The 16,770-nt window shown below is 64.3% G+C and carries 21 protein-coding genes and 1 pseudogene; 9 read left to right on the plus strand and 13 right to left on the minus strand.

Annotated features, from left to right (window positions below; genetic code table 11):
* Positions 1 to 4 precede the first annotated feature (4 nt).
* Genes ACIBG7_RS05680 through ACIBG7_RS05695 form a run of 4 tightly spaced genes read right to left on the minus strand, consistent with a single transcriptional unit; the run spans position 5 to position 2,714 of the window.
* Positions 5 to 319: a hypothetical protein gene (locus ACIBG7_RS05680; RefSeq protein ID WP_357915248.1), complete on the minus strand. Its 315-nt coding sequence runs from the start codon at positions 317 to 319 to the stop codon at positions 5 to 7.
* The gene (locus ACIBG7_RS05685) at positions 316 to 987 is read right to left on the minus strand and encodes a DUF2637 domain-containing protein (protein WP_357915245.1); all 672 of its coding nucleotides are present in this window, start codon (positions 985 to 987) and stop codon (positions 316 to 318) included. Before ACIBG7_RS05685 ends, ACIBG7_RS05680 begins: the two co-directional genes overlap by 4 nt.
* 18 nt (positions 988 to 1,005) lie before the next feature.
* Entirely contained in the window at positions 1,006 to 2,379 is a 1,374-nt protein-coding gene (locus tag ACIBG7_RS05690) for an FtsK/SpoIIIE domain-containing protein (RefSeq protein WP_397335273.1), read from the minus strand.
* Positions 2,376 to 2,714 carry a hypothetical protein gene (locus tag ACIBG7_RS05695; RefSeq protein ID WP_357915239.1) on the minus strand — a complete coding sequence of 113 codons (339 nt, stop codon included), beginning with the start codon at positions 2,712 to 2,714 and terminating at the stop codon, positions 2,376 to 2,378. Before ACIBG7_RS05695 ends, ACIBG7_RS05690 begins: the two co-directional genes overlap by 4 nt.
* A gap of 137 nt (positions 2,715 to 2,851) precedes the next feature.
* On the opposite strand from ACIBG7_RS05695, the gene ACIBG7_RS05700 reads away from it, so the two are divergent.
* The 5 genes from ACIBG7_RS05700 (at position 2,852) to ACIBG7_RS05720 (ending at position 6,914) form a co-directional block, all read left to right on the plus strand.
* Positions 2,852 to 3,220, plus strand: coding sequence for a winged helix-turn-helix domain-containing protein (locus tag ACIBG7_RS05700; RefSeq protein ID WP_397335275.1), 369 nt, complete (start codon positions 2,852 to 2,854; stop codon positions 3,218 to 3,220).
* A gap of 280 nt (positions 3,221 to 3,500) precedes the next feature.
* Positions 3,501 to 4,538 carry an AAA family ATPase gene (locus tag ACIBG7_RS05705; protein WP_397335276.1) on the plus strand — a complete coding sequence of 346 codons (1,038 nt, stop codon included), beginning with the start codon at positions 3,501 to 3,503 and terminating at the stop codon, positions 4,536 to 4,538.
* The gene (locus ACIBG7_RS05710; RefSeq protein WP_397335277.1) at positions 4,535 to 5,155 is read left to right on the plus strand and encodes a guanylate kinase; all 621 of its coding nucleotides are present in this window, start codon (positions 4,535 to 4,537) and stop codon (positions 5,153 to 5,155) included. Before ACIBG7_RS05705 ends, ACIBG7_RS05710 begins: the two co-directional genes overlap by 4 nt.
* A 701-nt stretch (positions 5,156 to 5,856) precedes the next feature.
* The gene (locus tag ACIBG7_RS05715; RefSeq protein WP_397335278.1) at positions 5,857 to 6,204 is read left to right on the plus strand and encodes a winged helix-turn-helix domain-containing protein; all 348 of its coding nucleotides are present in this window, start codon (positions 5,857 to 5,859) and stop codon (positions 6,202 to 6,204) included.
* A 140-nt stretch (positions 6,205 to 6,344) separates the two neighbouring features.
* Positions 6,345 to 6,914: a hypothetical protein gene (locus ACIBG7_RS05720; RefSeq protein ID WP_397335279.1), complete on the plus strand. Its 570-nt coding sequence runs from the start codon at positions 6,345 to 6,347 to the stop codon at positions 6,912 to 6,914.
* A 24-nt stretch (positions 6,915 to 6,938) separates the two neighbouring features.
* On the opposite strand, the gene ACIBG7_RS05725 is transcribed toward ACIBG7_RS05720, so the two are convergent.
* The 5 genes and pseudogenes from ACIBG7_RS05725 to ACIBG7_RS05745 form a co-directional block, all read right to left on the minus strand.
* Positions 6,939 to 7,277 (minus strand): Mu transposase domain-containing protein, encoded by a 339-nt coding sequence (locus tag ACIBG7_RS05725; protein WP_397335347.1) that lies wholly within the window; start codon positions 7,275 to 7,277, stop codon positions 6,939 to 6,941.
* On the minus strand, positions 7,213 to 7,632 hold the full coding sequence (locus tag ACIBG7_RS05730; protein ID WP_397335280.1) for a hypothetical protein: 420 nt from the start codon (positions 7,630 to 7,632) through the stop codon (positions 7,213 to 7,215). The genes ACIBG7_RS05725 and ACIBG7_RS05730 overlap by 65 nt, the downstream gene beginning before the upstream one ends.
* Positions 7,633 to 7,749: 117 nt before the next feature.
* A pseudogene (locus ACIBG7_RS05735) lies at positions 7,750 to 7,860 on the minus strand (IS481 family transposase); the annotation flags it as partial.
* Positions 7,854 to 8,159, minus strand: a complete 306-nt coding sequence (locus ACIBG7_RS05740; RefSeq protein ID WP_397335349.1) for a hypothetical protein — start codon at positions 8,157 to 8,159, stop codon at positions 7,854 to 7,856. The gene ACIBG7_RS05740 and the pseudogene ACIBG7_RS05735, both read right to left, overlap by 7 nt.
* A gap of 23 nt (positions 8,160 to 8,182) precedes the next feature.
* Positions 8,183 to 8,353, minus strand: a complete 171-nt coding sequence (locus ACIBG7_RS05745) for a helix-turn-helix domain-containing protein (protein ID WP_397335281.1) — start codon at positions 8,351 to 8,353, stop codon at positions 8,183 to 8,185.
* 342 nt (positions 8,354 to 8,695) lie between these two features.
* Here ACIBG7_RS05745 and ACIBG7_RS05750 point away from each other — a divergent pair, with 342 nt between their 5' ends.
* Both ACIBG7_RS05750 and ACIBG7_RS05755 read left to right on the plus strand, forming a co-directional pair.
* Complete coding sequence (locus tag ACIBG7_RS05750) at positions 8,696 to 8,842, plus strand: hypothetical protein (protein ID WP_397335282.1); 147 nt, start codon at positions 8,696 to 8,698, stop codon at positions 8,840 to 8,842.
* A 137-nt stretch (positions 8,843 to 8,979) separates the two neighbouring features.
* Entirely contained in the window at positions 8,980 to 11,805 is a 2,826-nt protein-coding gene (locus tag ACIBG7_RS05755) for a DNA methyltransferase (RefSeq protein ID WP_397335283.1), read from the plus strand.
* A 6-nt stretch (positions 11,806 to 11,811) separates the two neighbouring features.
* On the opposite strand, the gene ACIBG7_RS05760 is transcribed toward ACIBG7_RS05755, so the two are convergent.
* On the minus strand, positions 11,812 to 12,144 hold the full coding sequence (locus ACIBG7_RS05760) for a hypothetical protein (protein WP_397335284.1): 333 nt from the start codon (positions 12,142 to 12,144) through the stop codon (positions 11,812 to 11,814).
* A 1,527-nt stretch (positions 12,145 to 13,671) separates the two neighbouring features.
* Between ACIBG7_RS05760 and ACIBG7_RS05765 the strand changes: the two genes are divergently transcribed.
* Positions 13,672 to 14,181, plus strand: coding sequence for an HAD family hydrolase (locus tag ACIBG7_RS05765; RefSeq protein ID WP_397335286.1), 510 nt, complete (start codon positions 13,672 to 13,674; stop codon positions 14,179 to 14,181).
* A 23-nt stretch (positions 14,182 to 14,204) separates the two neighbouring features.
* Here ACIBG7_RS05765 and ACIBG7_RS05770 read toward each other — a convergent pair whose 3' ends face one another.
* Positions 14,205 to 14,801: a TetR/AcrR family transcriptional regulator gene (locus ACIBG7_RS05770; RefSeq protein ID WP_397335287.1), complete on the minus strand. Its 597-nt coding sequence runs from the start codon at positions 14,799 to 14,801 to the stop codon at positions 14,205 to 14,207.
* Between the two features lie 120 nt (positions 14,802 to 14,921).
* Between ACIBG7_RS05770 and ACIBG7_RS05775 the strand changes: the two genes are divergently transcribed.
* Positions 14,922 to 15,818: a zinc-binding dehydrogenase gene (locus tag ACIBG7_RS05775; RefSeq protein ID WP_397335288.1), complete on the plus strand. Its 897-nt coding sequence runs from the start codon at positions 14,922 to 14,924 to the stop codon at positions 15,816 to 15,818.
* On the opposite strand, the gene ACIBG7_RS05780 is transcribed toward ACIBG7_RS05775, so the two are convergent.
* Together ACIBG7_RS05780 and ACIBG7_RS05785 are read right to left on the minus strand one after the other, a co-directional pair.
* Positions 15,811 to 15,948, minus strand: a complete 138-nt coding sequence (locus ACIBG7_RS05780; protein WP_397335289.1) for a hypothetical protein — start codon at positions 15,946 to 15,948, stop codon at positions 15,811 to 15,813. The genes ACIBG7_RS05775 and ACIBG7_RS05780 overlap by 8 nt on opposite strands.
* A 24-nt stretch (positions 15,949 to 15,972) precedes the next feature.
* The gene (locus ACIBG7_RS05785; RefSeq protein ID WP_397335290.1) at positions 15,973 to 16,734 is read right to left on the minus strand and encodes an alpha/beta fold hydrolase; all 762 of its coding nucleotides are present in this window, start codon (positions 16,732 to 16,734) and stop codon (positions 15,973 to 15,975) included.
* Positions 16,735 to 16,770 lie beyond the last annotated feature (36 nt).

The following is a 16,770-nucleotide window of genomic DNA, read 5'->3' on the forward strand; positions in this document are numbered from 1 at the left end:
CCTTTCAGGCAGGGTCCACGTGGCCGTAGTAGGAGGCTTCGGCGGCGTATCGAGCGGTTGCGGCGGCGCTGATCGCGACGACCTTGTAGCTGACCCGGCCGAGGTCGAGCGCCGTCTGGTAGTGGTCGCCGGGGTTGACCTCGGTTCCGAGCCGGCCGGCGACGCGATCGACTTCGGCGCGCATGGCCTCGTCGGTGTCGTGCTGGGGGAAGACCAGGACGTTGATGGAGACGGGTGCGGGAATGTCGGGGTTGGCCTCCAGGAGTGCGGCCAAGTCGAGCAGTCCGTCGATGATCGTGGTGCGGCGGTCGGGGGTCATGACGGTTCTCCTTTGGGTGTCGTGGTGTCGCGCAGCGTGCGCAGCAGCTCTGAGGCGAGCTGGCTGGAGACGCCGAGCCGTGAGCGCAGTGCGTCTCGGGTGATGGGCTTGCCGTGCCGGGTCAGGTGTTCGTCAGCGAAGCGGCGTGCGTAGTCGAGGAGTGCGTCCGGTGCAGAGCGCTCGTTCTCGTCGTTCTCGCGGTCGTTCTGGCTGGGGGCGTCGGGATCGGGCTCGTCGTTCTGTTCTGGCTCCGGTACGGCCGGCCGTACCGGAGCGGTGACGTTTTCGAAGGCGCGGCGCTCGATCATGGAGACAGCGGTCAAGAACGTGCCCGCGGGGGTTGCGGCGGTGATCCATCCCCACGCGGTGGGGGCGGCTTGGGCCAGGTTTGCGGCCAGGGAGAGGGTGATGCCGCCGACCAGGACGACAGTTGGCCAGGAGATCCAGCCGTGTCGTTCTCGGCTGTTCCTGCGGTCTCGCTGCCGTTCTCGGGCAGCCATCACGCAGGTCAGGTCAATGCAGATGGCCACGGCCCAGGCCATCCAACCGGTCTGACCGTGCTCGGTGGCGGTCTGCCGGATGTGGGTGAAACTGCCGGCGCCGGCGATAACGGCCAGGATCAGCACGGGGACGGTGTCGGCGAGACGGGCCAGCGGTGTGGTGCTCATCGCGATCTCCGTCTCGCGTCAGGGGTTGAGTGCGTGGTGGGAGGGGTTGGGCAGTTCGTGACCGAGGCCGCTGGCTGCAACTTGCGCCCAGGAGAGGGTGAGCTCGGCGTAGGTGTGAGCCGCCTGCTCGGCCGCGTAGTCGGACACATAGCCGGAACGGGCGCGTGACCAGCGGCCATCGCTGCCGGTGACGACGGCCACGCCGGGCAGTTCAGGAGCGATCGACCGGGCCGCCACCAGCGCGTCAGGGTCAAGGTCGCCAAGAGTCATCACCGCGGTTTCCGGGTCGTTGACCCGGTGGCAGACCCGGCTGCCGATCTGAGCACGCAGCGCCGTCACACCGGGGCCAAGGTCCGAACCGATCCGCTGGCCGGACAGCACGAGATGGATGCCGAGCGCACGGCCGAGCTGGGCGATTCGCAGGAGTGCGGTAGCCGTACGCGTGACCTGGTCCTTCTCCGCCTTGTCCGCAGTCAGGAACAGCTCGGCCAGCTCGTCGACCAGGACCACGACCGGGATGGGCCGCGCGCTGTCGGGAAGTTGCCAGATGTCACGTGCCCCGTGGCGGCGGCAGGCCATCATGCGCGCTCCCATGACCGCGATCAGGTCGCTGAGCAGGTCGAGGCATTCGCTGCGCGTGGTGGCCAGCGCCGACAGTCGCGCCTGGTAGGCCGACAGTTCCATGCCGCCCTTGAGGTCGAAGCCGACTAAGGCGACCGGTTGCGGCGCCAGGCCGACGAGGAGCGCGTTGATCAGGTTGGACTTGCCGGACTGCGTCGCGCCGGCGTTCATCCAGTGCGGGATGAGCCTGAAGTCCATCCGCCAGGCAGCGCCTGTTTCCAGTACTCCGACGATCGGCCGGAGTAGATCATCAGCGCGCCATCCGCCGGGGGGTGCGGCCGGAGGCATGGCGGCTGCAACGTGCGTCAGTGGGTCGCTGGTGATCCCTTGGAGGGTGACGCGGCCAGGCCGGGAGCCCACTACGCGGACCGCCTCGATCCGCCAGGCATGCGCCAGCCGCTCGCACACCTTGGCGTAATCGTCGGGGATCTGGCCATCGAGAAGGTGGAAGGTGATGCGGAAGCCGTTGCGGGTCGGCCGGGGCAGACCCATCCAGGGCTTGGTGTCGACCGCCACGCGCTGAAAGCGCCGCTTGACTTGGACGACGCCGGTGGAGGCAACCAAGCCGGGAACAGTGGTGAACCACCAGCGGTGGCGCTTCTTGGTCAGTCCGCAGCCGGAGGCGACGTGCCGCCAGGTCCAGCGCAGCGAGATCACTTTGCGCGGGAAGACCAGGACGTACCAGTACGAGACGGGAGCCCAGCGCCGCCAGGCGAGCAGCGCCAGCAGAACGAGGAGGATCTTGATGAGCGGGTGATGGGGGTCGATCATCTCTCGACCGCCATCCTGGCCGCGCCGGCGGAGACGAAGGCCTGTGCTCGGTAGGAGATGCCCCACCGGCCGCCCTGCTCCCAGACGTAGCCGACCAGGCCGATCGGGACGGTTTCCTCACCGGCGATCACGGACGGTTCGGGCGTGGTGGCGACCTTGACGAGCTCCATGCGGTTGAACTCGTCCTCGATCAACAGCGTGAGTTCGTACATGACGTTGCCGTCCTTGTCGCGCTTGATCTCGCCGGTGTCCTTGTTGACGATTCGCGGCTTGGGCGGCTTGACGCAGGTGATCTGAAGCTTGCTGGTGTCAACGGGGATCGGGATGGTGCGCATGATCGATTCCTTTGCTTGATGACCTCTTAGACCTCATGGAACACTTGGCATTCTAAGTTGTCAAGGCATACTTTGGGTGCTTGGTTGGTTTCGGTGGCGGCCTGTGCTGAACTGGAGGCGAGTAGAGGAGAGCACCGATGGTGGAGAAGACCGGCCGACCGGCCTACTTGCAGATCGTCGACGAGCTGAGCGAGCAGATCCGCGCCGGATCACTGGCCCCCGGTACGGCCCTGCCGTCCATCGCCCAGTTGGGCGAGCAGTTCGACGTCTCCGCCAGCGTGGTCAAGGCCGCGATCAGCGTGCTCCGAACACAGGGACTGGTTATCGGCCAGCAAGGTAAGGGCGTGTTCGTTTCCGCCCAGACCCCCGCCGCCGCCCCCGAGGCAGCGGCGAGCGATGAGACCGGCGAGATCCTGAGCCAGTTGGCGCAGATGCGGGAGAGTCTCAAGGATCTCGGTGATCGGCTCGCTGCTCTGGAGGCGGCGGTGTTTCCAAGGCCGAAGTGATCTCACCGATCCGGCAGGCCAGCTCGTCCAGCTCGGACCGGATCGAGGCCAATTCCCGGAGGATTCGCGCTCTGTCCAGTTTCATAGCCGTTGCCCTTACTCTGCGGTTCTCTCGCCTTTCGAGATGGCCCAAGTTCACCGCGAGTTGAGGGTTCCGGGTATCACACGGGTCTAGTTAAGCTGCTTCAGTCCGTCTCAACGACCGTTTACACATGCGTTTTCACATGCACGACCGCACACCCGCGCACGACCCCCCAAAGCGTGAAGGCGAAGGTATGCAATGAAGACGACCCAGCGACCCGGCTGGACGCCCTCCCGCCTGCGCGAACATCGCGAAGCTCACGGGTTGACCCGGGAGGCCGCAGGCGAGCGCCTGCGCCAGGCGGCCGGCCGTCATGGCCTGAGCGTTCCCGCCGCCAACTTCCAAACCCTTTGGGCTCATGAGCAAGGGACCGTGTTCCCAGGGCCGCACTACCGCCGTGCTTACTGCCTGCTTTACCAGGCGACCGAACCTGAACTTGGCTTTCGTCCTCCCTTGCCCGGTGAATCGCAGAAAGCGGAAATCGTGATTTCTGATTTGCCAGCGCCAACCGACCCAGAAGCCGACCGCGCCGCCGCTCAGGTCATCGAGGAGGCGTTCACCAAGGTCTCCGTAGGCGGCATCGAACCGGGAGACTCACCACAGGCTCTACTCCGGAATCGAGTCGTAGACGCCTGGAGACGACGGCACGGCGGAGGCAGTCCCAAGCCCATTCTCGTTCTGGTCGGCGGGTACGCCGGATCAGGTAAGACCGAGTTCTCCCGATTCCTCTCCGACGTCACCGGCTGGGCGTTCCTGGACAAGGACTCACTCACCCGCTGCATAGTCGAGCGACTGCTCATCTCACTCGGCGGCGACCCCAACGACCGGCACACGGACCTGTACCTGAAGGAGGTTCGGCCGCTGGAGTACCGATGTCTGATGGAGACCGCATGGGACAACCTCCATGTCGGCACCTCCACCATCCTCTCCGCACCGTTCATCGCGGAGCTGAAGGATGAGAGCTGGTTCGCCCGCCTGGAGAACCGGTGCGCAGCCAAGGGCATCGACGTGGCCGCCATCTGGGTCCGCTGCGATCCGGAGTCCATGCGCGAGTACATCGAGTTCCGGGGAGCGTCCCGCGATGTGTGGAAGCTGGAGAACTGGCAGCAATACGCCGAAAATCTCGACCTGGAGACCAGCCCGCCCACCGCACACGTAACCATCGACAACCGGCTTGGTGCGGCGATCAGTCTTGCCGACCAGACCCGCGAATCGCTCAAGCGGATCCTGGCATGAGCGTGCGCGGGATCGTCCTGTACGGCCCGCCTGCCAGCGGCAAGGACACTGTCACTGCCGCCCTCGGCCGGGCAGATCCGCGGTTCGTCCAGGTCCCTAAGCTCAAGGTCGGCACCGGCCGGACGGCGGGGTACGAGTTCGTCTCGGCTGAGCAGTTGACCAAACTGCGAGATGCAGGCCGCCTCCTTGTCGAGAGCCACCGGTACGGCAACGTCTATGCCGTCGACCGTCAGGCGATCGAGGCCCGCCAAGCCGCCGGCTACGTGCCGGTAGTGCATATGGGCAACCTCCCCGATCTACGTAAAGTCATCGGCCAAGAGCCGGACGGATGGTTACGGGTGCTGCTGTGGATTCCCCAGGAGGTCACCGAGCAGCGGTCGAGGTCCCGCGGCGACGCCGACACCGGCAAGCGCCTGACCGCATGGAACGAGACCGTTGCCGACCTGGAGGCCAACAGTGACGCGGGGTTCTTTCATTTGCGCATCCACACCGACCGGCTGAGCCCCGACGCGGCGGCGCACGAGATCATGACGGCCTACGATCGGTTGCGGGCGGCCGGGTGTCCTCACGGCGAGGAGTCCCCCCAGGGAGTCGGGCAGCCACCGCGTCCGGGATGAGGTCGAGCCGCCACCACGTCGAGCAGGACCGGCAATGCGCCCCGTTCGGGAAGGGCCGTACATAGGTCCATTCGACGTCGTTGTGTTCACAGGCGTAACTGCGGGCGCAGCGCTCCGCGGTGATCGACGACTCATTCACCGTCGCTATCACCGTGGCTTCCCCAGGGCCGCGCCCGCAGTGCCCGCACACCCTTAGGGGCACTGCCTCATCATTGGTCGTTGGCGCACGGGTCCCAACGTCCACATCCTGTTGGGCCGGCAGTGCGTTGCCTCCAGGCATGAAGCATCCTCCGTTGTCAGCAGGCGAGTCCTTTGAGAATCGCGGCCCAGAGCTCTTCAGCGTCAGCGGAGCGCACCCACTCGGACTCCCATACGGTGACCGTGTCGCCCTCGTGGCAATACCGCCTCACGAACGCCGCCCCCGCAGATGCGCACAGCTCATAGACCACCGATTGACAGGTGCACGTGTAGGCCCGAACCCGGACCCGAGCCGCCCGAGGAACACTCAGGCTCCACTCCACCGGCTCATAGCCGACCTGGACAGGGGCGGCATGAACGCTGCCACATGACGTGGGGGCCGCTGACTTTCTGGCCAAAGCCGTCCTCCTGCCGCGCCCCGAGACCTGGTCGACGAGTACAGACCCACTATAGAACTTCCTTCCTACCCCTGCCTACCCATCCATACTCCTGACTATCGGTACATGCCGGTACGTCCCTTGACCTGGGGCTACCGGTCGATTCCTATCGTTACTTACGTGATCCACTTTCGGCCTGATCAGCCAAAGTCAGAGCAAGTCCTTGACGAGATGCGCCGCCGCATTCGAGCCGGCGACTACAAGCCCGGCTATCCCATCCCCGGAGAGCCCCGGATGGCCGAGGAGTTCGGGATCGCGCGCAGGACGGCCCGGAAGGTCCTTGACGCCCTCATCGCCGAGGGCCTGGTCTACACCGTCCGGAACATCGGCACCTTCGTCGCCGACCCCAAGACCGGCGGGCCGCCCGAGCACATCGAGCCCGAGAGCGACGATCAGGAAGATGTCGACGAGTAGGCCGCCACTCGTGTCAGGTCTCAGGACCCGTGTGACAGATCCGGCTCAGGAGGTGGGTGACACTCCGGCTAGGTGATCTATCGTTCTTCTGCGGCTGAGGATACGGCCGGCCGCCGTTGCTTTTCCAGATGGGAATGATCGTGACGGAAGACGAGGTGGAGTCGCTCACCACTGCGTGGCGAACGCGGTGGGGCAGGACCCCGATCGCCTATCAGCTCCGCGGCTGGTATGCCGACCGCTGGGTCCGCTTCCACAGCCTTCCCGGGTCCACGCGGTATGCCGAGACCGAAGACGAGTACGAGATCATCCTTGATCGTCATCACCGGGTGCTCGCCGAACTCGGAGCATGGGAAGGCCTCTACGTGATCGCCGTCTACTTAGAAGATGAGGAGGGGAGGGTCTCACCCGATCCGCGCCATCCAGGCGCCGTCCCATGGTTGACGATCGAGCCTGGCAGCGACTCGCCGTTCGAGGACGCGGTGAGGCTGTATGCCAGCATGATCTCCTTCGACCGGCAGGCTTTGGATCCGCTGTTGCGGGGTGTGGCCGACGAGGAGATCATCGACGTGATCATCGCTCCTTTGGATCTTCGGTGGCTCTATCACCCCTATGACGGCGGAGCCGACGTCATCGCTCCCACTGTTCACGACCGTGACGTCTTGAAGAATCGCCACGCAGACTGGTTGTCTGCGCATCCCGCCGGACTGTAGTGGCACGCCCGGTGTGATCTTCTGTCAGCGCTGGGGCTTGCGGACTTTGAACCGGGCGATCGGTTTGGTGGTGGTGGGGGCGACCTCGGCGACGACCTGGCCCGCGTGGGCGATGCGGAGGGTGCCGTCGGCTGCTTCGACGGTCACGGTCGCTCCGGCGTGGCCGATGCCGACGCCGATGCGCTGCCCGGCGATGGCGATCCAGCCGCGGCTGCTGACCCGCCGCTGCACCCGGACCGGTTCAGTGGACGGTCGGGGCGCGGGCCCAGCGGGGCGGGCATCGCGCAGCCGGGCCGCCTCATCTTCGGTGAGCGGGTTGGGCAGGGTGCGCAGCAGCGTGGACCCGTCGCTCAGGTGCAGCAGGGCGCCCTCCCAGGCGGACGGTCAGCCGGCGTCCGGCGAACGGGGAGCCGACCGGGTATTGCCGGCCGCCGAGGGAGACCAGGCCGGAGGCGTTGACGATCCGCTCCACCTCGACCGCCTCGCCGGTGCCGGGGCGGGCCGGTACGGCGGCTGTCTGGATGCGGGTGCCGCCCTCGGCGATCAGCTGCCGCAGATGCTGGACGGTGAGCCGGGACGGCACCTTCTTGATCCGGGCCCCGGCGGCCAGCAGCTCGACGGTGCCGGCGTCGGCCCGCAGTGTGAGCGTCAGGCCGGCGCGGTGGGTGCCGAGCCAGAACTGCTGCCCGCAGACGGTCAGGTTGCCCGAGGCCGGCACGGAATTACCGGTGCTTGTGGTTGCGGCGGCAGCGATGCCACTGCCGGTTCGGGAAGGGTCTTCGGTTCTGCCTCAAGGGCGGGGAGTGCTCCGGCGGCGCGCAGGTCCGCCGGCAGGCGGGCGGGTCAGCCTGTGGGTGATGCCGTTTTCGCGGCAGATCCGGTCGAACAGCACCTCTCCGCCGCGGCCGAAGCGGGCGGTGAACTGCTTGCCGTTGTCGGTCAGCAGCTCATCGGGGATCCATAACGGCCCAATGCGTCGGCCAGGGCCAGGCACACGGCCCGGCCGGTGGGACGGGCCACCACGGTGGCGGCCACACAGTAACAGGAGTGGCCGTCGATACCGGTGACGATCTTGCATTCGGTGCCGTCGGCCAGCAGGATCCCGCCGACGATGTCCATCTGCCACAGCTGCATCGGCGCCGAGCGTTGCCAGCGCGTGTAGTCCTCGCTCCGCCGGCCCCTGGAGACGGGCTGCACCAGGCCGTGGCGGATGAGCACCCGGTGCATCGTTGCCCGGGATGGCATCGGCCCAGGGCAGGCCCGGCGGGTCAGCTCCCACACAGCCGACGGGCGCCCCACCGAGGATGGTTTCGCCGCAGCTCGCAGATCAGTGCCTCCACCGCGGCCGGGGACCGGGTCGGCGAAGTGTGCGGGCGAGAGGAGCGGTCGGCCAGCCCATCCAGGCCCTGATCGCGGTAGCGGCCCAGCCATCGGTGCACCGTCTGGCGGGAGAACTCCGAACCTTCGGGCGACCTCGGTGACGCTCGCCCCGGATGACACCTGCAGCACGGCTTGGTACCGCTGCTCGACCACGCTCAACTCCGCCAGCACTCGGCGAAGTGTCACACAGGTCCTGAGCACCGATCTGTCACGCAGATCATGAGACCTGACACATAGGCCGCAATTCGGCCGATGAGAACTTTCTTTACGTCTTCAAGCCGCCCGCCTGCGGCGGTCGGCGCGCGTCGGGCGGTCGCTGGCCGCGCTGCGGCTCTTCGGCCGGTCGCGACCCGCACCGCCCACGCATGCCATGCCAGCGCTTACGTTTTGACTTCAAGTAGTTGGAACGACTGCTGGACGCCGCTTACCAGCAGCACGGCGGCCAGATCGTGCTGATCTGGGACACCGTCAACACCCACGTCGATGCCCTGATGCGCAGCCCGATCGAGACGGGCCCGCGGCTGACAGTGTTCTCGTTGGAACGGTAACGCCACCTTGGCAAGCCTCCTGTCACGTGGACGGCCTAGTTTCGAGATTAGGAACTCCTGGCGGGCATTTGGGCAGTATTCGCCCACTACCGGCACGGTGCCTGTCGGAACGGGCCCATCTGGAGTACCCTCGTGCCGTGCTAGATGGAAAACTTCGCGAGCACCTCGCTGACTTCGTCAGGTATCGACAGGAGAGATTGTCTGGCGACGAGAAGGGTGAGGCTCAGGTCTTCCTCGACCGACTCTTCCAGGCATTCGGTCACGCAGGAGTTAGAGAGGCCGGCGGAATCCTGGAGATGAGGCTAAAGAGGGGATCCCAGAAGAAAGGCACAGCATTCGCCGATCTGATCTGGAAACCGCGCTGCCTTATCGAGATGAAGCGATCAGGAACCGATCTCTCTCGGCATTATCGTCAAGCCTTCGACTATTGGGTACAAGCCGTCCCGGACCGACCCCGCTATGTGGTGCTTTGCAACTTCGATGAATTCTGGGTCTACGACTTCGATAATCAGATGGACGAGCCTGTGGACGTTGTCCGCATCGTGGATCTACCCACCAGGTATGAGGCTCTCACCTTCCTTCTCCCTCACGAAGTCGAACCCATCTTCGCGAACGATTTGGTGGCAGTAACAAGAGAAGCGGCAGCTTCCGTCGCGGAAGTCTTCTCCATGTTGCATGCACGGGGAATCCCGCGTCCACATGCACAGCGATTCACGCTACAGTCCGTTATGGCGATGTTCGCCGAAGATATCGGTCTTCTCCCATCGCGCATGTTCACGCGAGCCCTGGAAGAATCACTCACTGGCGGAGAAGCGTACGATCTCCTATTTGGCTTGTTCCGGGAAATGAATACACCCGGAACAACTCCTGGCGGGAGATATAAGGGAACTCGCTACTTTAACGGTGGCCTCTTTGCAGACATAACGCCATTTTTACTCAACAAAGAGGAGCTAGAGAAAATACACTCGGCCTGTTCGACGAATTGGGCAGCCGTCCGCCCTGAGATCTTTGGGACGCTATTTGAAGGATCCATGGCCGCGGGTGAACGTCATGCTTATGGTGCTCATTTTACAAGTCAAGCCGACATTGTGAAAATCGTCGGGCCCACAATTGTGCACCCCTGGCGTGAACGAATCGCCAGCGCTGGAACAATATCAGAACTTGAGCAGTTGCTGGGTGAAATGCTCAAATTCAAGGTGCTCGACCCTGCATGCGGATCCGGCAACTTCCTCTATGTTGCGTACAGGGAAATGCGGCGCCTAGAGCATGAGATCAATCTAGTCATCTCCGACCGACGACGTTCGATGGAGCTTGCTGCCCAACGCTCAATCACGTACGTATCTACAGATAACTTCCTCGGCATCGACAAGAACGCATTCGCGGTTGAGATCGCGAAAGTCACGATGATGCTGGCGAAGAAGTTGGCTGCCGATGAGCTAGATGAGATGCAAGAAGTTCTTCCGCTAGACAACCTCGACAACGTGATCGTGGCAAATGACGCTCTCTTCGCCCCGTGGCCGCGAGCGGACGCCATCATCGGAAACCCTCCTTTCCTGGGCCGACGCAGAATGATTGAAGAGCTTGGAACTGCGTACACCCAGCGACTGACGGAGAAGTACCCCCAGATAGCAAGTGTGTCCGATCATGTCTGCTATTGGTTTCAGCTCGCCCACGATCACCTTCCGACAGGGGGCCGTGCAGGGCTTGTCGCTACAAACACCATTCGCGATATCAATAGCCGAAAAGCCAGTCTCGATTATGTGGTCGATAATGGTGGAGAGATTTATGAGGCAGTCTCCTCTCAACCTTGGTCGGGAGATGCTGTCGTGCATGTGTCTATTGTGAACTGGGTGAAGGGGTCAACTCCTACAGATAAAAAGCTCTGGATCAATAACGGCCAGCTAAGTCTCTCGCTAGAGAGCATCCCAAGCTCGCTCACCCCAACTATTGATGTGCGCAAGGCAGCCACACTTGATGCCAATAGATCTCCACAAGTATGCTCTCAAGGGCAGACGCCTGGCGCGGATGGATATCTTATCGATCGCGCAACCAGGGACGAAATGGTTCGCAAGAACCCGCGCGCCGAGGAAGTTATCCACCCATTTCTTGGCGGGCAGGAAATGCTGCATCAGACGACCATCAAGAGATGGGTTATCGATATACCCGAAACGGATATACTGCAGGTTCGAGCGCTATATCCAAACGTGCTGAACTACCTGGAGGGCACAGCCCTGTCGAAGCGGCAGGCCAGCGCAGAAAAGGAAGCTCGTCGCAATGCCGAAGGGCGTGCAGCGAATCCACGCTACAAGAATGTAACTGCATACACGGACTTTATGGCACGCTGGTGGCATCTTTGGCGCCCTCGCGCCGAGATGATCGAAGAGATGAAGAAGATCGATCGCTACATCGTTACGTCTAGACACGCTACAGCTAATCGCCGAACTGTCTTGACCTTTGTGGATTCTCAAATACACCCAGGCGATTCAACAACCTTTTTCATATTGAACGATGACTATTCATTCGGAATTCTGAGTTCATCCCTGCATCGGACGTGGCTCGACGCACGATGCTCGCGCCTGAAGATCGACCCCCGCTATACGTCCACTACTGTTTTCGATTCATTCCCATGGCCTCAATCACCCACAAGCGAAGACGTTCATCGGGTGGCCACCCTCTCCGCCGAGCTACTTGAGTTGAGGGCACAACACCTACAGAATGGAATGAGCCTAGCGAAGCAATATGACACACTCCGGCTGCCTGGCAAGAACCATCTGCGGGATTTGCACGAACAACTGGATAAGGCTGTTCTAGATACATATGGATTCGATGCAGCCGAGGACCTGCTCCCACAGCTCTACGCACTCAACCAAGACCTCGCGGCGGACCCCGCGCTGGTGCGCGCCCCCGGAGCAAGCGGGCTTGTTGGAGCCCGGATTTCGGAATACTGTCTTTCCGTAGGTTGAGTAAGCTTAGGCGTAGTCCTCTAGGTCTTCGAAGTTGATCACTTCTTGCACCGTGTGCTTGCCTACGAGATTCGGATAGCCGCTGAGGACTCCCCGCGTCTCCGTGCATACTGCATAGAGATCCTCAAGCTCTAGGATCGCCCGCACAATCTCAAATGGTGCCATTGGATCAGGCGTGCCCACGCGAGCGATCACAGGGTTCCCGTTATGGGTGTAGGCAATAGCACCAACCTTGTGCTCAATTACGGGTTTTCCTAGCTGTTCTTCTGCGAACCTCTTGATTCCGTCATAGAACGAGTCGCGGTTCTCGGCGCTGACACCCGGGATGTAGAAGTCCATAGGGCATAGCCAACCACGATCCGTGAGGCATCTCTAACATGATGCTGCGGATCAGGGCTGGCACAAAGGACGTAGTTGAGATGCGGAGGGTCCCGGTAAGACCGCAGTCGACCACATCAGATGCCCTGGCAGGAGCCCAAGGTTCCGTCGTATCCTGCCGCCGTTCCACCGTCTACTCGCACGTTGTCACATCTGACTGACCTGTTACGCGGTCGTCGTGCCGCGCGAGATGCCAGTGGCCGCGCCTGGCACCCGCCTATAAATCACTACTCGCCCTGGCTCACCTGCGCAGCGGCGATGCTCCCCCAACTGGTCAGCGGTTCGGTATCGGTACCCCATCACCTGGTGCTACGCCCCCCGAGGCCGTTGCCCTTCTGGCCCATACGTGCCGACACCCGTCAGGCCGACATCGACCGCACCCGCAGGCTGGCCTACGTCATCCTGGACGGCACACTCGTCCCTCGACCGGCTGGCCGCTGAGAAGCCGAGCTACTCCGGCAAAACATCACCGGCACGGTTGTACGCCCAGCTCCTGGCCGATCCCGCAGGCTGGCTTCTGTGGGCCTCCTCACCTGAGCTGCCCGCAGCCACCCACGACACGACCGCAGCCCGAACCACCAGCCTCGTTGAGGCTCTGACCAAGGCCTGGAGTCAAAGGCGTTCGCCGGTATAGGTATCAAGACGCCGGTTGCACCGTCCACGGTGGTCTCGTCATTAGCAGTCGGTCAACCAGGCCCATGCCCGCGTCAGCGTCATCGACGAACGGGCCGTGGCCCCGCTCAAGACACGGATGGTTACGGGACAGCGCATACAGGAGCGACAGGTTGCCTGACCACCATGGGGCACCCGCGAGATGATCAGGCAAAGAGCATGAGTCGAAGCTGGCATTTGAGCAGGTCAGCCCAGGTAGGCGGACGACTTCGTCCGCGCTCTCCTAAAGCGGGTGTCTCTAGTGCTGCCGCGCCGCTTCCGGTGCTCGGGCCTTGACGGCCCTGCGCTCCGGGTCGGCTTGCCATCGATCAACGTTTTACCGCTCTGCCATGAATCCCGTTCAGCATGAACCTCTAGAGGCGAACGGTCTGCTCCGTCGCTGTTCCGTGGGAGGTCGCGAAGCAGCCGAAGAAGGCGGAAGACGCTGAAAGGCATACGTGCTGATCAGAGAGCTGATCAAGAAAAGTCTCCAGGTGAGCGAATCCCGAATCGGAGATCATGCAGATCTTCGAGGGGACCAACCAGATCCAGCGCTTGGTGATCTCGCGGCACCTCTAGCGCCGGGCCCGCCTGTTCCACGCGTGTTTGTGATCATGGACGTGTGCAGCGACTCGCGCTCTTCGACCTCGACAACACACTCCTGGACCTCGACGCGGCGTTCTTGCTGTGGGCCGAGGAGTTCTCGAGCGCACACGGGTTAGGGCCGGACGCCACGACCCTCCTGATCGCCCTCGACCGTGACGGCCCCCCGCACCGGGAAGCCTTCTTCGTCCAGGTGCGGGAACGGTTCGGCCTGTCGGCTTCCGTCTCGGACCTGTGGGCCGAGTACCGCCGGCTGCGTACGGTCGGCTGGAAGGTGGCGATCGTCACCAACGGGCCTGCGGACAACCAACTCGGCAAGATCCGCCAGACCGGCCTGATCGACGCGGTCGACGTGGTCGACGGCTACGCCGATCCGGCCTGGAAGGCGTCCGCAAACCAGACCCCCGCCTCTTCGAGCTCGCCGCCCAGCGCTGCGGCGGCGGCTGGATGGTCGGCGACGACCTCACCGCGGACATCCAGGGAGCGGCGGCGGCCGGGTTGCGGACGATCTGGGTGGACCACGGTTCGAGCGTGGGCGATGCGTGTTGGCGAGCTCGGAGGCAGCCGTTCCAGCTCGCTATCTCTCCGTCACACTGTGTGAAGGTCTCGTATTGTCCATCCTGCCCGACTGCCGCCTACGTGCAGATGCGCATGAGACCTTTGACAATGGACGATTACGAAACGTCATCAGAGGTGGCTCGCCAGCGGGTACAGGGAAGTCCACGGCGCTGCTCCTGCGAGTGAGCACGTCCGGGTACAGGCTGAGCTCATGCCTTCAGGCTGAGGGCGGCGTTCATGGTTGAGCAGGTCCGGCGCAAGAGCGTGGGCAGTTCGCCCGGGGTGCAGTCAGGCAGCCATTCGTCCAGAGCGCAGCGCCAGGCGGCCACGAAGAACTCGATGAGGAGCCGCAGTTCGAGACGGTTCTGTCCGTCGACGAGGCGTGCGATCTTGGCTTGGACTTCGGCGCAGTACCGCAGCGTGTAGCCGTCGAGTGCAGGTGAGTCGGCGATCAGCCGGAGGGTGAGGGGGAAGCGCCGGTACCAGTCCTCGTCCATGCGCTCCAGAGCGGTCAGCATGGCGGCGAGGAAGACGTCGGCCAGAGGCCCGGACTTCTGGATGCCGTCCAGGACTTCCAGGTAGGTGTCCCAGAGCTGCTTGACGGCGGTGAGTGCGACGTCCTCCTTGGAGCGGAAGGTGCGGAAGAAGGTCCGCCGGGACACCTCCACCTGCTCCAGCAGCGCATCCAGCGGGGTGTTGTCGAATCCGCGTTCGCCGAAGAGCGTCAGGGCGGTGTCGATCAGTGCCTGGCGAGTACGCAGCTTTTTGCGTTCACGCAGGGTGGCGGGCTGTTCAACGATCGTCATCACCACAACTGTACCAAATCACGCATATGCTCTAATGGAGCAAACGCCACACTGTGGCACTTTATCGAAGGGTAGCTTCCTGTGCGTGCACTCGTCGTGGATCACACCTCACCTGGACACTTGTCGCTGACGGACGTCCCTGCCCCGCAGCCCGCCGCCCACGAGGCGCTCGTGCGGGTCGAGGCGGTCTCGCTGAACTTCGGCGAGGTTCATGCGGCCACCCGTCCAGAGCTGCCGGACGGCACCGTGCTCGGATGGGACGCGGCCGGCGTGGTCGTCCAGGCGGCCGCCGACGGCTCGGGTCCGGCTGAGGGAGAGAGGGTTGTCACTCTCGGAGGCGAGGCCGGCTGGGCCGAGTTGCGTGCCGTACCTGCTGCCCTGCTGGGCACCGCGCCAAGGGACGCCGATCCCGGCGCGTTGAGCACCGTTCCCGTGGCCGGGCTGAGCGCCCTGCACGTGCTACGCCGGATGGGGCCGCTGCTCGGTCGCCGTGTGATGGTCACCGGTGCTTCCGGCGGCGTCGGCCGCTACGCCGTCCAGTTGGCCGCCCGCGCCGGCGCTGACGTCGTGGCCATCAGCCGGAGCCCCGCCCAGGCGGACGAGCTGCGTGCCCTGGGCGCCCGCGAAGTCCACCCTGAGCCGGCCGCCGTGCGGCAGCCCGTGTCGGCCGTCCTGGACAACGTGGGCGGACAGTTCCTCGTCGACGCCTTCGCCTCACTGTCGGCCGGCGGCAGCCTCTTCAGCGTTGGCCGCTCCTCCGAGGCCGACGCGGTGCTGTCACCGGAGGCCCTGCTGGGCACCGAAGGACGGCACGACCGGTCGATCCGCACCTTCTTCCTCTTCGGCGACCCCGCCACCGACTTTTCCGCGGACCTGACCTGGCTGGCCGGAGAGATCGCCGCAGGCCGCCTCGACCCGGGCATCAGCTGGCGCGGCCCCTGGACTCGCCACTCCGAGCCGGTCGAGCTCCTGCTCGACCGTCGCCTCCACGGCAAGGCGGTCCTCGATCTCAAGTAGCCGGCTGGTGCCACGCCGTCCGGCCGCTCAGTCGCGGCGCCGGGCTCCTGCCGTACGCGGTGGTCGGTGCGCCGAGCTCGCGCACCACCGCTGCGGCGGTCGCGCCGGTGTGCTCCTCCGGCGCGGCCACCGCCGCACTGTTGTTCTGCGGCTGCTAGACAGTGATCTTCGCTCTCGTGAGCAGGCCGCTCACCTCGCGGGCGAACGCCTGCACGTTGTCGATCATGATGTTGTGGCCGGTGTCCGGGATCGCGATCAGCCGTACCCCGGAGGCCGTCAGCTCATCCGCCCCGGCGAGGTCGCCGCTCGCGGCCGGGTACAGGTAGGCGCGCGGGATCGGCAGCTTCCGCAGCCGTTCCCGCACGTCAGCCCGCACGAGATGCATCGCGCTCCGGTGCAGCGCCTCCCGTCCGGCAAGCCTCATGGTGGCCGCCCAGTGCGGGCCGACGCGGGTCAACGTCTCGTCCCAGCCGTGCCGTACGAACTCGTCCTCGGTGTAGCTGGCGATGGTCGGCTGCGGCGTCGGCTTGATCGGGTCCAGGTTGGCGTCCACCAGCACCAGGTCGGCCACCAGTTCGGGGTGCCGCTCGGCCAGGTGCACGGCGATCGTCCCGCCCATGCTGTGCGCGACCACCTGCGCGGCCCGTACGTCCGCCGCCCGCAAGGCGGTCGCCAGCGCGTCCGCGTGCTCCTCCATGCTGTAGCCGAACGTCGTCGGCCGGTCACTGGTCCCGAACCCCAGCAGATCGACGAACAGGCTCCGGTGTCCGGCCAGCTCCGGCCTGCTCGCGGCTTCCAGGAAGTACGGCGCCGCCGCCGCGCCCAGCCCGTGCACATAGACCCGGACGGGCTCGCGACCGTCTACCTCGGCCCAGCGAATCCGGCTCCCGTCCGGCAGCACCTGCGCACTCCTCATAACCATCTCCTCCGATATACATCGCCTTCGAGGTAT

Source organism: Nonomuraea sp. NPDC050328, from assembly GCF_044459405.1.
In the GTDB taxonomy this organism is placed as follows: Bacteria; Actinomycetota; Actinomycetes; order Streptosporangiales; family Streptosporangiaceae; genus Nonomuraea.